We start from the raw sequence: 13,985 nt of genomic DNA on the forward strand, positions 1-13,985 counted from the left end.
CGGGCCGGTGATCGTCACCGTCCACAGCCCGCGCGGCGGCGTCGGCACGACCACGCTCGCCGGCCATCTCGCGGTGCAGGCGGCCCGCGGCGGGCGGCGGGTCGGCGTCGCGGATTGCTGCCTGCGGGCGCCGGACCTGCACGCGCTGTTCGGCGTGGCCGCCACGGCCTGCCTCAACGACTTCCTCTGGCACCGCTGCGGGATCGCCGAGGCGGCCCTGGACCTCGGGGGCGACCTGTCCGGGCCGCTGCCGGCCGGGGCCGGGTTGTACCTGCTGCCGGCCAGCCCGGCCCCCGGGGAGATCGCCCGCCTGCTGAACGACGGACTCGATCCCGGCCGGCTCGCCCGCGGCCTGCGCCAGGCGGTGGAGGTGCTGGCCCTCGACCTGCTGATCCTCGACGCGCCGGCGGGGTTCGGTGACGACGCCGTTCTGGCCGCCGCCCTGGCCGATTGCCTGCTCGTCCTGCTGCCCACCGAGCCGCAGCGGCACGCCGGCCTGGACCTGACGCTGCTGGAGCGGCTCGAACCCGCCCGGATGCTGATCGTCGGCAATCAGGCCGAGCCGGGGCTCGACGTCCAGGCCTGCGCCGACGCGATGGCGGCGTCCTGCCGCCGGCCGGTCGCCGCCATCCTGCCCCGCTGCGACGGGATCGGGCCGCCGGGCCGCAGCCCGCGCCCGGGCCAGTCCCCCGCCTGGACCGCCTTCGCCGCCGGCCTGCACCGGATCGCGGCCCTCATCACGGAGGGGCGGCCGTCGGCCGGGTCTCACGGGAAGCGGATGCCGGCCTGAACCTCGCACGCGTTGATGGGCCGCGCGGCCGGATCGAAGGACAGGGCGCGCGCCACGAGGGCGTTGATGGCGTCGGACACGCCCGTGATCGGCATGGGCACGCACCCCCTCCGCCGCGCCTCGCGCGCGTCGAGGCGGGCGAAGGGATGCCGACCGGTCAGGAACAGATGGATCAGGCAGCCCAGGGCATAGACATCGTCGCGCAGGGTCTGGGGCTGGCCGGACAGGCGCTCGGGGCTCGCATAGGCCGGGGTGATGGCCCGCCCGATCGCGCTGTCGGCGCCGCCCTCCCACAGGATCGCCGCGATGCCGAAATCCAGGATCTTCAGGTCCCCGTCGGTGCAGATGAACAGGTTGGAGGGTTTCAGGTCCGCGTGGATGACGCCGCGGGCATGCGCCGCGGCCAGGCCGTCCAGGAGCTGGGTCAGGGTCGCCCGGGCCAGCGCGCTGCCGGCGAAGCCCGGATAGCGGTCCAGCATCACGTCGAGCGCGTGGCCGACGAGGTTTTCCATCACGATGAAGGCGTCGGCGCCGTCGCGGTCGAAGTCGTGGACCGCGACGATGTTGGGATGCCGCAGCGCCTGCGTATGGCGTGCCTCCGCCTCCAGCGCCCGCATCGCCGTCCTGTCCCCCGCCCAGCGGGGCGCCAGCATCTTGATCGCCACGAAGGGCGACAGCGTGTCGAGCTCCTGGCGGCGGCGATCGATGGCGCGGTAGACCGCACCCATGCCGCCCTGCCCGATCTCGGCATCCAGGACGAAGCGGTCGCGCAACACCTGACCGATGCGGGGCCCTCCCCGCCCGGCGGGGGCTCCGGGCGGGGACAGCTGCGCCCGCAGCCGCGCGATCAGGCGGTCGAGATCGGCCGCGCCGATGCGGTCCGCGATCGCGCCTCGGTCGGCGGCGGGGGCCGGCGCCGCGACCGCGTCGTACAGCAGGCACGCGAGCCGAAAAGGCAGCAGGCGGCCGTCGATGGCGCGCTGCAGCGCCGCCAGCGCGGCGTCCGCCCGGACCGGCGGTTCCCCGCTCCTCAACGCCCGCGCGGCGTCCGCGAAGGAGAGGTGGCCGGAGGCGAAACGCGCGACGACGCGGTCGGCCGGCGATCGGACGGCGTGCTCCCCCGCGGGGGGGCATCGCTCCGAACGTCGCGGCACCCCGCGGTCACAGGGGCCAGGCCTTGGGCTCCGCCTGGACGGTGAGCGTCATGTCGAGACCGGTTGCCCAGATCAACGCGGTGTTGATCTGGGCGACCTTGATCGGCGCCGCGGCCCGCCACTGCGCCACGTCGAGCTGCCGGAAGCCGGCCACCACGGCGACGAAGGCGGCCTCGGCCGGCACCGTCGCGGTGAAGCCGTCCTCGGCGGAGGGCGCCAGCAGGAATTCGTGCTTGCTCAGCAGATCGGTGCCGAGGGTGGCGGCATCCGCATCGTAGAGGGACTGGGTATCGCTCTGAAGGAACTTGGTATCGGCCCGCAGGGTGTAGACGCGAAACAGCAGCGGCGACGACACATCCGCGGCCGACGGATTCACGGTCGCCGCAGTCCCGATCTTCACGGTGAGCTTCGTCTCCTTGGGCGGCAACAGCGTGGTGCAGCCGGCGAGCGTCGACAGGCCGGCGATCAGTGCCCCCCTCCGGCTGACCGGACTGCGCAATCCGAGCGATCCTGTCGACAACACGGGTCTCGATGTCACGGCGCCACCGTTTCAAAGTCGTTCGGTCACGCGACGACCGTCAACCACTAGAACAGCAAGGTCGTGAAAAAACCATAACACGTGCGACCCCGGACAACCCGGGGGATTTTCATCCATCGAAAGTTATTATTACGGGACAGACTGCCGGATTATGCTATATTTTATTGCACCTAAATCAGAATCATCGTGCATCTATACTCGATTTACGCCGCACGTGGCGCGCCGTGACTGACGACGAACGACGTCGGACAGGGCGCCCGGCACCGCGGCCGGGCCGCCGCCTCACGCCGATCCGACGCGGTACTGCCGGGGCGGCGGGGCGCCTGTGACCGCGAAGGCCCCGACGATCCGGTCCCGGTAGATCCGCGGGTTGTGGGACGCGATGGTGCGGGCGTTGCGCCAGTACCGGTCGAGGCCGAGATCCGCCTTCACCGCGGAGGCGCCGAGCGCGTCGAACAGGTTCGTGGTCGCCTCCAGCACGAGGTCGGTGACCACGCTCACCGCCTGGTTGACCTCGACATCGGCGAGCGTCGTGGCCCGGTCCGCCGCCGCTCCGTCGCCGGCCCGATGGGCCGCATAGGCCCGCTGGAGCGCCTCGGCCGCCTTGAGCACCACCGCGCCGGCCGCGTAGGCGTTGCCGCGCACCCGGCCCACCACCGCCAGGATCTGCGGATCCTCCGCGGTGCGGCCGGCATTGCCGTGGCTGTAGACCCGGGTGCGCGCGGCCACCAGCCGGGCCACGTCCTCGGCCGCCGCCCGGCCGATGCCGGCCAGCGTCGCGAGATGCACGAGCTGGAAGAACGCCATGGCGTAGGGGAAGCGGGCCGGATCGGGCTTGATCAGCGCGGGATCCAGCACCACGCCCTCGAAGGTCGCGGTGCCGCTGGCGGTCAGCTCCTGCCCGAACCCGTCCCAATCGTCGACGATGGTCACGCCCGGTGCCCGGACCGGCACCGCCGCCGTCACCGCCCCGCCCGCCTCGTCCTCGGCCGAGAGGTGAATGTAGTCGGCAAACAATGAGCCGGTGGTGTAGAATTTCCGGCCCTCGACCACCAGGTCCCCGTCGCGGCGGCGCACCACCGTGTCGAAGGCGCCGACCTTGGCCGGCCCGGTCTCCGAGACGCCGCTGCCGATCGTCGCGCCGGCGCCGATCCGAGCGATCCACTGGGCGCGCCATTCGGCCGACGATGCGCAGAGCGCGTCCTCGGTGAAGCCGAAATGCGCGCGCAGCGCATTGGTGACGTTGGAATCGGCCTGGGACAGCTCGATCAGCAGCGCGAACAGCTCGGGCAGGCTGGCGCCGTGGCCGCCCTCGTCGGGTGCGAGGCGCAGGGTGGTGAAAGTGGCCTCGCGCAGCCAGCCGATCTCGGCATGGGGCAGGCCGCGGGTGCGGTCCCGCGCGACCGCCGTGGCGCGGATCTCGGCGAAGACCGGGCGGAAGCGATCCGCCAGAGCCTCGTAGCGTTCGCTCGGGCCCGCGCCCCAGCCCGCATCCACCTGCGACATGGTTTCGAATCCCCGATCCCGGCCATCGCCCCGAGGGCATCGCCTGGAATCGAGGAGTTGTACCCTGATCTCAAGCCGAAACGGCGAGATCTCCGATCCTTTGGAAGTCTCGTTTCGAAGAAGCCGCAACGAGAACAGGTTCATCCCGCGAGACAGGCCCGACGCGAAAGACCATTTCGCGCCGAAACCCGCGCGATGCCGCCTGCACCCGGTCCATACCCCGCGCCGCCCGGCCGCGCATCGGAACGGTGGGCGCGCGCGGCGGCGGTGCGGGCCGCTCCGCGCCGGAGAGACAGGAACAGGATCCCCGATATCGCGCCGCTGCGAAGAATGGACTTTCACGCGGGTCGGCGAGATCGGAAGACCGTTTCCTTGATCCCGCGATCGACTTTGGCCTTCAATAGAGACCGCGATGACAGGCGGCGCGAGTCCTTGAAGGACCGTCGCCGCGCCGACGGCCGGCCGTCGGGCCGGCCGCACGATCCGGAGAGCGCGATGATCGACGATAGCGTGGGCCGGACGGCCCCGAGCCGCCGCAGCCTCCTGCGGGCAGGCCTCGGCGGGGCCGCCGCCGTGGCGCTCGGCGCGCCGGCCGTGCGCGCGGCCCCGCGCACGGTGACGATCAGCATGCAGCGCTCGTCGGTGCTGTTCACCGTGCTGAAGGTGAAGGGCACCCTCGCCGAGCGCCTCGCCCCGCTCGGCTTCGCCCCGACCTGGCACCTGTTCACCAGCGTGCTCGAGCCCATGACGGCGGGCGCGGTCGACATCCACGCCGATGTCGCCGACGCGGTGCCGATCTTCACGCAGGCCGCCCGGGCGCCCCTGACCTTCTACGCCCGCGAGCGCGGGGCGCCGGCCGCGGAGGCGATCATCGTGCCGGCCGAGTCGCCGGTCCGCACCGTCGCGGATCTGAAGGGCCGCACGGTCGGCGTGTCCCGGGGCTCGGGCAGCCACTACGTGCTCGCCGCCGCCCTGAAGCGCGCCGGGCTGACCTTCGCCGACATCAAGCCGGCCTATCTCCAGGCGCCGGAGGGCGCGGCCGCCTTCGAGCAGGGCAGCCTGGACGCGTGGTCGATCTGGGACCCGTTCCTGGCCTTCGCCGAGGCCAAGCGCCCGGTGCGGGTCATCGCCGACGGCAGCGGCCTGACCAGCTACCACCGCTACTACCTGGTCAACGACAGCTTCGTCGCCGCGCAGCCGGAGGTGGTGGCGACCGTGTATCGCGCCCTCGTGGAGGCCGGGGCCTGGGTGAAGGCGAACCCGGAGGAGGCCGTGGCGCTGCTGGCCCCGATCTGGGGCGACCTGCCCCCCGCGGTCGTGGCCGCCGCCAACAGCCGCCGGACCTACGCGGTCGAGCCGGTGGAGCGCGGCCAGCTCGGCGAGCAGCAGGCCATCGCCGACGTGTTCTACGAGGCCAAGCTGATCCCACGCCGGATCGACGCCACCGACGTCCCGATCTGGCAGCCGCCGGCGGGGCGGGGTTGAGCGGGGCTGAGGCCATGGCCGCCGCACCGCCCCGCTTCGGCATCTGGGCCGCCGTCCACGGCTCCCGGGCCGCCCATCACGACCCCGACGAGCCGGACGACGCGACCTGGGCGCGCAACCGCGCCCTGGTGCTGGAGGCCGAGGCCCTGGGCTTCGATTCGGTGCTGGTCGCCCAGCACACGATGAACCCCTACGACCCGGAGCGCGACCAGCTCGAGGCCTGGACGGGGGCGGCGGCGCTGGCGGCGCTGACCCGGCGCATCGAGATCATCGCGGCGATCAAGCCGGGGCTCTACCACCCGGTGGTACTGGCCAAGATGGCGCTCCAGATCGAGCATATCAGCGGCGGCCGCTTCGCCCTGAACCTCGTGAATGCCTGGAACCGGGCCGAGTTCGAGCAGGCCGGCCTGCCCTTCCCGGCGCATGACGACCGCTACGCCTACGGCCGGGAATGGATCGCCCTCGTGGAACGGCTGATGCGCGGGGAGACCGTGACCGTCGCGGGGGCGCATTTCCAGGTCGCGGAGTACCGGCTCCGCCCCGCCGGCACGTTCCGGCCGCGGCCGAGGATCTATCTCGGCGGCGAGTCGGAGCCGGCCCGGGCGCTGGCCGCCGACCATGCCGATGTCTGGTTCATCAACGGCCAGCCGCTGGAGGACGTCGCCGCCCTGATCGCCGACGTGTCCCGTCGCCCCGCCGCCCACGGCCCGCTGCGCTACGGTCTCTCGGCCTTCGTGATCGCCCGCGCCACCGACGCGGAGGCGCACGGGGAGCACGCCCGGCTGCTCGCCCTGGCGCGGCGGGACGCGGACCTGCGCGCCGACACCCGCGCCCGCACCGACCAGGCCAGCGTGATGTTCGCTAAGACCGACGCGGCGGCCGCCCGGCATGTCGGCACCAACGGCGGCACCGCGGCCGGATTGGTCGGCAGCTACGACACCGTGGCGGCGCGGATCCGCGCCTTCCACGCGGCCGGCATCGACCTGTTCATGCTGCAGTTCCAGCCGTTCGAGGCCGAGATGCGCCGCTTCGCCGCGCAGATCGTGCCGCGCGTGCGCTGATCCGGAGGCGTTCGATGAGCAGCCGCACCCTGCATCTCAACGTCAACCTGCTGCATTCCGGGGTCTACCCGTCGGCGTGGCGGCTGCCGGACAGCCGGCCGGACGCGTTCATCGACATCGACCATGTCGTGCGCGTCGCCCGCGTCGCCGAGCGCGGCAAGCTCGACGCGATCTTCCTGGCCGACACCCCGGCGATCAACGACCGGATCGACTACCGGCCGTTCAACGCCCTCGAACCGACGGTCGTGCTGGCCAGCGTGGCGGCGGTGACGCGCCATATCGGCCTGATCGCCACCGCCTCGACCACCTACAACGAGCCCTACAACCTGGCCCGCCGGTTCGCGACCCTCGACCTCGTCAGCCGCGGCCGGGCCGGCTGGAACGTGGTGACCACCGCCGATGCCGCCGCCGGGCGCAATTTCGGCTTCGTGGGCGCCGCCGAGCACGGGGGGCGCTACGCCCGGGCCCGGGAATTCACAGACGTGGTCCACGCCCTGTGGGACAGTTGGGAGGACGACGCCTTCCTGGGCGACAAGGCGAGCGGGCGGTTCGTCGACACGGGCAAGGTCCACGCGGTCGACCATCGCGGCGCGTACTATTCCGTGGCGGGGCCGCTCACGGTGCCGCGGGGGCCGCAGGGCCGTCCGGTGACCTTCCAGGCCGGCGGCTCCGAGGACGGGCGCGAGCTCGCCGCCGCCACCGCCGACGCGGTGTTCTCCCTGGCCCAGACCATCGACGACGGGGTGGCCTATGCCCGGGACCTGCGGGCGCGGGCGGCGCGTTACGGGCGCGGGCCGGACGCCCTGGTCATCCTGCCGGGCCTCGCCACGGTGATCGGCTCCACCGAGGCCGAGGCGCGCCGCCGTCAGGACGAACTCTGGGACCTCGTCCCGCTGGACTACAGCCTCGCCCGCCTCGCCGGGACGCTGCGGATCGACCCCGCCCGCCTCGACTTCGACAAGCCGCTGCCGGACCCGCTGCCCCTGCCGCCGGACGCCAACCACACGATGTTCCTGGGCACGGTCGCCCTCGCCCGCCGGGACGGGCTGACGGTGCGCCAGCTCCTGCGGGCGCTGGGCGGCGGGGTCGGCCACCGGATCGTCGCGGGCACCCCGGAGGCGATCGCCGACGACATCGAAGCCTGGTTCCGGGCCGGGGCCGCGGACGGCTTCAACCTGATGCCGGACGTGCTCCCGGACGGGCTGGAGACCTTCGTGGACGCGGTCGTGCCGCTCCTCCAGCGGCGCGGCCTGTTCCGGCGCGCCTATGCGGGTGCCACCCTGCGCGACCATCTCGGCCTGGCGCGGCCCCCCAGCCGCTACGCCGCCCCGCCGCGGGCCTCGCGCTCCGCCTGAGGCCGGCCCCGGGGCCGGTGAGCCTTCAAGGCTCCGCGGGCGCTTCGGTCCCGGCGCCTTCGCGGTTGCGCAGAAGGTCGTGGGCCGCCATGCCGACCAGCAGGGCGGCGACGAAGACGAGAACCGGCCGCGCGCCGGTGGAGAGCGCCGCCACCGCCGGCCCGGGGCAGAAGCCCGACAGGCCCCAGCCGATCCCGAACAGGGCCGCGCCGAGCACCAGAGGGGCATCGATCCGCCGCCGCTGCGGCAGGTCGAACCTGTCGGCCAGGACCGGGTGGCCGAACCGGCGGGACAGGGCGTAGCCGAGGCCCGACACCGTCACGGCCCCGCCGAGGACGAAGACGAGGCTCGGGTCCCAGGCCCCGGCGACGTCGAGGAAGCCGCGCACGCGGGCCGGATCGAGCATCCCCGACAGGCTGAGGCCGAGCCCGAAGAGGAGCCCCGCGGTCAGCGCCGCGAGGACGCGCGCCGAGCCGGTCACGACGCCACCCGGACCAGGGCCACCGTCAGCATGCCGGTGGCGAGGAACACCAAAACCGCGACGATCGAGCGTGGCGAGAGCCGGGCGAGCCCGCAGACCCCGTGGCCCGAGGTGCAGCCGGAGCCGAGCCGCGTGCCGAAGCCGACGAGCAGCCCGGCCAGCGCCAGGACCGGCAGCCCCGCCTCGATCCGCATCCGGGGCCCGTGCCCGGCCAGCGCCGTGAAGAGCGGCGGCCCGAGGACGAGACCGAGCAGGAAGGCGGCATCGGCGCGCCGCCGCGCCCCGGGCCTGCCGAGCCCGGCGACGAGCCCGCTGATGCCGGCGATGCGGCCGTTGAGCAGCAGCAGCGTCGCCGCGGACAGGCCGATCAGCAGGCCGCCCCCGAGGGCCTGAAGATACGCGTCCATCGATGGTGTCCCCGCTGCAACGGCCCCGGCGCCGGGCTAACCGCGACCGGGATATCGCCGGCGGCCGGCGGGGACAAGCCTTGCCAAACGCCGCCCCGTCTATAATTATTAAGCTACGTCAATGGCTTAGTGAAAAACATGCTCCTTTCCGGGCCCGCCGCGAACCAAACGTTCTCTCCCGTTCCGGGGGCGGCAGAAGGGCTTTCCCGGGATGGGGCGCCGGCCCGGCACAGCGGGTCCGGAGCGCGGAATCGGGCCGGCGGAATCGGCCCGCGCCATGAGGAGGACGCGATGGGTTCGGCAACGATCAGGCGGGGCGATCAGGTGGTGTTCGAACGGCTCGACCTCGCCGAGGCCCTCGGGATCTGGCGCAACGCCCGGGGGCGAATCGTCGACATCCACGGCCGGGGCGGCCGGCCGGCCACGATCGACGTGAAGTTCGAGGGCCACGAGACGCTGCGGCATTACCTGCCGGACCTGTTCCGGCGGGTGCAGTGATGGCGATCCCGCGGACACGCCGGCCATGACGGCCCTCGCCACCCTTCAACCGCCCCTGCGCGCCCTCAGCCGCAGCACCGCGGAGGACGAGGTCTGGACGGATCTGCGGGCCGAGGCCGAAGCCGCCCTGATCGAGGAGCCGCTCTACGCCGGCATCATCCAGGCGACGATCCTCGACCAGCGCAGCCTCGCCCAGGCGCTGGCCTACCGCCTCGCCCACCGGCTCGGCGACGGCGACCTCGCCCGCCTGTCGATGCGCGACCTCTGCCTCTCCGCCTTCGAGGCGGATCCGAAGGCGGGCGCCCACGCCGTGCGCGACCTCGTCGCCATCCGCGAGCGCGACCCGACCTGCCGGCGCTATCTGGACCCCTTCCTGTTCTACAAGGGCTTCGCGGCGCTCGAGGCCTACCGGGCCGGCCACTGGCTGTGGCACCGGGGGCGGGCGACCCTGGCGCTGCACGTCCAGAGCCGGATCTCCGAGGTGTTCGGCTGCGACATCCACCCGGCCGCGCGAATCGGCTCGGGGGTGTTCATCGACCACGCCACCGGGGTGGTGATCGGCGAGACCACGGTGGTGGCCGACGACGTGTCGATCCTCCAGTCCGTGACGCTGGGCGGCAACGGCAAGCAGAGCGGCGACCGCCATCCCAAGATCGAGCGCGGCGTGCTGCTCAGCGTCGGCGCCAAGGTGCTCGGCAACGTCCGCGTCGGCGAGGGCGCCAAGGTCGCCGCCGCCGCGGTGGTCCTGTCCGACGTGCCCCCGCACACCACCGTGGCGGGCGTGCCCGCCCGGGTCGTCTCGCGCCTGCGCCCGGAGGAGGAGCCGGCGCAGAGCATGGACCAGTCCTTCGGGCACGGCGACGGGATCTAGGCCGGGCTGAAAAATCCGTCCTTCAAAACAATGCCGTCGACCGGCGCCCGCCTGGGTCCGGGCTCGGGGAACGATCTTCTCCGTGCGGCGGCCGTGCGCATCATCTTGTTCTACGGATGGTCAGCACGGCGACACGGTCTTCTTTGACATCAAGATAAAGAGAAGATCTTTTTATTGACCGAGGCCGGACGCCAAGCTTACTCAGATCGTGCCGAAGGGACTCGCAATCGAGTCCGGCACGGTCGCGGCTCCTGATCGTGGATCACCGCGAAAAAACTTGATCCGATGCGACCGGACCCGGCGATAATGGCCGATCCGATCTTGTGAACACTTGCGCCGCACCCGCCATGGCCGCGGGACAGCCCGCCGTGGCGCGGGTGGATGCGGCGTGCCCGAAATCTTGGCTTGGGAGACGATGACCGATGAGCGGACCGGGTTTGAGCGTCAGCGCGACGGCGGCACGCAATCTAGCGACCGCCACCGTCACATCGGTCCAGAACGCGGCCAACACCCCGCGCTGGCTCCTGCGGCTCCTGCCGTTCGTCGACGTTGCCGGCGGCGTCTACCGGGTCAACCGCCGCGCCGTGGTGCTGGCGCGCCCCGGCCGGGTCGAGTTCGCCGCCGAGGCCGAGGGCCGGGCGATCCGGGCCGCCTCCCTGCGCGCGGTGCCGCTGTTCAGCCGGCTCGGCGACGGCGAGCTCGCCACGCTCGCGGGCAAGTTCACCGAGAGCCGGCACCAGGCCGGCGAGGTCATCCGCGAGGAAGGCGCGGCCGAGCGCAGCCTCGTCGTGGTCGCCGACGGCACCGTCGAACTGACCCTCTCCGGCCCCTACAAGGGCCGCCTGCGCCAGGGGCTCGCCACGAAGGGCGACTATTTCGGCGACGGCGACCTCGCGGACGAGGCCGCGCCCGCTCCGGCGGTGAAGGCGCTCTCGGCGGTGACCCTGCTAACCCTCGACCGCGCCGCGATCGAGGACGAGGCGATCCGCACCCGGATCGGTCAGGACCGGGAGGAGCGCGACCGGCTGAAGGGCCACTCCAATGCCTACGGCGAGCAGGGCATCGAGCTCCTGGCGGTGCATGCCGGCGAGCCGCGCCTGCCGACGACCTTCGTGGATTACGAGGTCGATCCGCGCGAGTACCACCTCTCGACCATCCAGACGATCCTCAACACCCATACCCGCGTCACCGACCTCTACTCCAACGAGATCGACCAGCTCCGCGAGCAGATCCGCCTCACCGTCGACGCGGTGAAGGAGCGCGAGGAGTGGGAGCTCCTGAACAATTCGCAGTTCGGCCTGCTGGGCGAGGTCGGCCCGCGCCAGCGCATCCCGACCCGCGGCGGCCCGCCGACCCCGGACGATCTCGACGAGCTGCTGACCCTGGTCTGGAAGAAGCCCGCCTTCTTCGTGGCGCACCCGCGCGCCATCGCGGCCTTCGGCCGGGAGGCGACCCGCCGGGGCGTGCCGCCGGTGGTGGTGCACCTGTTCGGCGCGCCGTTCATCACCTGGCGGGGCGTGCCGCTGGTGCCGAGCGACAAGCTGCCGATCGACATCGATCCGGTGACCGGCGCCCAGACCACCGCGATCCTGCTCCTGCGCGTCGGCGAGGGCGAGCAGGGCGTGGTCGGCCTCCAGAAATCCGGGGTGACCGGCGAGATCGAGCCCGGCCTGTCGGTGCGCTACATGGGCACCAACGACCATTCGATCGCCTCGCACCTCGTGACCCGCTACTTCTCGGCCGCCGTGCTGGTCGAGGACGCGATCGCCCGCCTCGATAACGTCCTGCTCGGCAATTACCATGACTACGCGTGAGGCGCCGGCCTTCGGAACGCCCGCGGCGAACCCGGCCGAGTTCGCCCATCCCGAGTTCGCCCATCCCGAGTTCGCCCACGCGGATCTCGTCGGGCGGCTCGCCCGCGAGATCTACGGGCCGGGGCAGGCGGCGAGCCGGCCCTTCGCGCCGACGATCCCGGCGGGGCCGCAGGGCGTCGAGGGGCTGCCGCAGGGTCCCGGCGGCGCGCCGCTGCCGAGCGGTTCCATCGGCGTCCCCTCGGCGCCGACCGGTGGACTGCCCTACGGCTACCAACCCGACGTCGCGGCCCTCGGCGCCCGGTCGTTCGGGGCACCGCCGGTCGGCGCGCCGGGCCTCACCGGCCCGACCGTCCCGAACCTCGCCCAGTCACACCGTCCTGCGAGCCCGGCCTTCGCCGATGTCGCGGCGATCCCGCCGGTCCACCCGGCGAGTCCGCGCCCCGTCCTGCCGGACTTCGCCTTCCCCGGCGCCCCGGCGCCGGCGGCCTTCCTCCCGGGCGGTCCGGAGCTGCACCGGCAGATCGCCGCGGACCATCCCCGCGCCAACGCCTTCGCGCAGGCGCTGGCCCCGCATCACGTCCCCGCCGCCCCGTCGAAGGCCGGCGGGGATGAGGCGCCGGCGGGCGACTACTACTTCCTGAACCTCGGCGTCCCGGCCTGCCGGGCGCCGGCGCACCCCCGGGTCGAGCCGGCCCGCCAGCCGGGCCCGCCGCCGCGGCTCACCGCGCAGGGGTCGAGCCCGGTGGAGGCGCCGTTCGACGTGGAGCATATCCGCCGGGACTTCCCGGCCCTGCACCAGAGCGTCAACGGCCACCCGCTGGTCTGGCTCGACAACGCCGCCACCACCCACAAGCCGCAGGCCGTGATCGACGCGACGAGTGCGTTCTACGGGCGGCACAACTCGAACATCCACCGGGCCGCCCACACCCTGGCGGCGCGCGCCACCGACCTGTTCGAGGGCGGCCGCGAGGCCGTGCGCCGCTTCCTCAACGCGTCCTCGAAGGACGACATCGTCTTCCTGCGCGGCACCACGGAGGCGATCAACCTCGTCGCCAATTCCTACGGGCGGGCCCATATCGGCCCGGGCGACGAGATCATCCTCTCGACCATCGAGCACCACGCCAACATCGTGCCCTGGCAATTGCTCGCCCAGGCCACCGGGGCGACGATCCGGGTGATCCCGGTCAACGATCGCGGCGAGATCATCTTCGAGCAATACGCGGCCCTGCTCTCGGGCCGCACCAAGATCGTCTCGGTGACGCATGTCGCCAACGCCATCGGGACGGTGAACCCGGTGCGGGAGATCATCGCGCTCGCCCACGCCTACGGGGTGCCGGTGCTGGTCGATGCGGCGCAATCCTCGCCGCACATGCCCCTCGACGTGCAGGCGCTCGACGCCGACTTCCTGGTCTTCTCCGGCCACAAGGTGTTCGGGCCGACGGGAATCGGCGCCCTCTACGGCAAGACCGCCCTGCTCGAAGCGATGCCGCCCTGGCAGGGCGGCGGCCACATGATCGAGGACGTCACCTTCACCCGGACGGTCTACAAGGGCGCCCCGGAGAAGTTCGAGGCGGGCACGCCGGACATCGCGGGCGCGGTCGGCCTGGGGGCGGCCCTCGACTACCTGGAGCGCATCGGCCTGCCGGCGATCGCCGCCTACGAGCACGACCTGCTGGACTACGCGCAGGCGGGCTTGGCCGAGGTGAAGGGCCTGCGCCTGATCGGCACGGCGCGGGAGAAGGCGAGCGTGATGTCCTTCACCCTCGCGGGCCAGGAGAACGCGGCGGTCGCCCGCCACCTCGATTGCCACGGCATCGCAGTGCGCTCGGGCCATCACTGCGCCCTGCCGGCCCTGCGCCGCTTCGGGGTCGATCAGTCGGTCCGGGCCTCGCTCGCCTTCTACAACACCCGCGCGGAGGTCGACACCTTCCTCCGGGCGCTGCACACGCTGCCGCGGCCCTGAGGGCCCGGACGATCGGGATGGGACACGGGCGGGAAACCGGCCGGTCCCATCCCGGTTGCCGC

General features: G+C 72.7%; 13 protein-coding genes. 8 read left to right on the forward strand and 5 right to left on the reverse strand.

The genetic code is table 11. The annotated features are described in order from the left end of the window. Nucleotides 1–7: 7 nt before the first annotated feature. The gene (locus tag AC3IF1_RS02405) at nucleotides 8–790 is read left to right on the forward strand and encodes a tyrosine-protein kinase family protein (protein ID WP_489215577.1); all 783 of its coding nucleotides are present in this window, start codon (nucleotides 8–10) and stop codon (nucleotides 788–790) included. Here the strand turns inward: AC3IF1_RS02405 and AC3IF1_RS02410 are convergent. From AC3IF1_RS02410 to AC3IF1_RS02420, 3 genes are all read right to left on the reverse strand, one after another. Continuing rightward, nucleotides 766–1,824 carry a serine/threonine-protein kinase gene (locus AC3IF1_RS02410; protein WP_489215579.1) on the reverse strand — a complete coding sequence of 353 codons (1,059 nt, stop codon included), beginning with the start codon at nucleotides 1,822–1,824 and terminating at the stop codon, nucleotides 766–768. The two genes, AC3IF1_RS02405 and AC3IF1_RS02410, sit on opposite strands and share 25 nt — an antisense overlap. Before the next feature lie 127 nt (nucleotides 1,825–1,951). Further along, nucleotides 1,952–2,443 carry a type VI secretion system lipoprotein TssJ gene (gene tssJ, locus AC3IF1_RS02415; protein WP_489215581.1) on the reverse strand — a complete coding sequence of 164 codons (492 nt, stop codon included), beginning with the start codon at nucleotides 2,441–2,443 and terminating at the stop codon, nucleotides 1,952–1,954. Nucleotides 2,444–2,764: 321 nt separating this feature from the next. Then, nucleotides 2,765–3,988: an acyl-CoA dehydrogenase family protein gene (locus AC3IF1_RS02420; RefSeq protein WP_489215583.1), complete on the reverse strand. Its 1,224-nt coding sequence runs from the start codon at nucleotides 3,986–3,988 to the stop codon at nucleotides 2,765–2,767. A 495-nt stretch (nucleotides 3,989–4,483) separates the two neighbouring features. On the opposite strand from AC3IF1_RS02420, the gene AC3IF1_RS02425 reads away from it, so the two are divergent. The 3 genes from AC3IF1_RS02425 to AC3IF1_RS02435 are packed head-to-tail and all read left to right on the forward strand — an operon-like array spanning nucleotide 4,484 to nucleotide 7,889. Further along, entirely contained in the window at nucleotides 4,484–5,473 is a 990-nt protein-coding gene (locus AC3IF1_RS02425; protein WP_489215585.1) for an ABC transporter substrate-binding protein, read from the forward strand. A gap of 14 nt (nucleotides 5,474–5,487) precedes the next feature. Beyond that, a complete protein-coding gene (locus tag AC3IF1_RS02430) occupies nucleotides 5,488–6,534 on the forward strand; it encodes an LLM class flavin-dependent oxidoreductase (RefSeq protein WP_489215587.1) in 1,047 nt (348 codons plus the stop codon). A gap of 14 nt (nucleotides 6,535–6,548) precedes the next feature. After that, complete coding sequence (locus tag AC3IF1_RS02435; RefSeq protein ID WP_489215589.1) at nucleotides 6,549–7,889, forward strand: LLM class flavin-dependent oxidoreductase; 1,341 nt, start codon at nucleotides 6,549–6,551, stop codon at nucleotides 7,887–7,889. 25 nt (nucleotides 7,890–7,914) lie between these two features. Here the strand turns inward: AC3IF1_RS02435 and AC3IF1_RS02440 are convergent, their stop codons facing one another. Further along, nucleotides 7,915–8,370: a DUF6691 family protein gene (locus AC3IF1_RS02440; RefSeq protein ID WP_489215591.1), complete on the reverse strand. Its 456-nt coding sequence runs from the start codon at nucleotides 8,368–8,370 to the stop codon at nucleotides 7,915–7,917. Further along, on the reverse strand, nucleotides 8,367–8,777 hold the full coding sequence (locus AC3IF1_RS02445) for a YeeE/YedE family protein (protein WP_489215593.1): 411 nt from the start codon (nucleotides 8,775–8,777) through the stop codon (nucleotides 8,367–8,369). Before AC3IF1_RS02445 ends, AC3IF1_RS02440 begins: the two co-directional genes overlap by 4 nt. 291 nt (nucleotides 8,778–9,068) lie before the next feature. Between AC3IF1_RS02445 and AC3IF1_RS02450 the strand changes: the two genes are divergently transcribed. The 4 genes from AC3IF1_RS02450 to AC3IF1_RS02465 all read left to right on the forward strand — a co-directional run bounded on the left by AC3IF1_RS02450 (nucleotide 9,069) and on the right by AC3IF1_RS02465 (nucleotide 13,923). Further along, nucleotides 9,069–9,275, forward strand: a complete 207-nt coding sequence (locus AC3IF1_RS02450) for a hypothetical protein (RefSeq protein WP_243968922.1) — start codon at nucleotides 9,069–9,071, stop codon at nucleotides 9,273–9,275. A 25-nt stretch (nucleotides 9,276–9,300) separates the two neighbouring features. Further along, a complete protein-coding gene (gene cysE / locus AC3IF1_RS02455) occupies nucleotides 9,301–10,146 on the forward strand; it encodes a serine O-acetyltransferase (RefSeq protein ID WP_489215595.1) in 846 nt (281 codons plus the stop codon). Between the two features lie 422 nt (nucleotides 10,147–10,568). Then, the gene (locus AC3IF1_RS02460; RefSeq protein WP_489215597.1) at nucleotides 10,569–11,960 is read left to right on the forward strand and encodes a family 2B encapsulin nanocompartment shell protein; all 1,392 of its coding nucleotides are present in this window, start codon (nucleotides 10,569–10,571) and stop codon (nucleotides 11,958–11,960) included. Further along, the gene (locus AC3IF1_RS02465) at nucleotides 11,947–13,923 is read left to right on the forward strand and encodes a family 2A encapsulin nanocompartment cargo protein cysteine desulfurase (protein ID WP_489215599.1); all 1,977 of its coding nucleotides are present in this window, start codon (nucleotides 11,947–11,949) and stop codon (nucleotides 13,921–13,923) included. The genes AC3IF1_RS02460 and AC3IF1_RS02465 overlap by 14 nt, the downstream gene beginning before the upstream one ends. Nucleotides 13,924–13,985: the final 62 nt, after the last annotated feature.

The sequence above is a fragment of the Methylobacterium sp. E-012 genome, assembly GCF_057836545.1.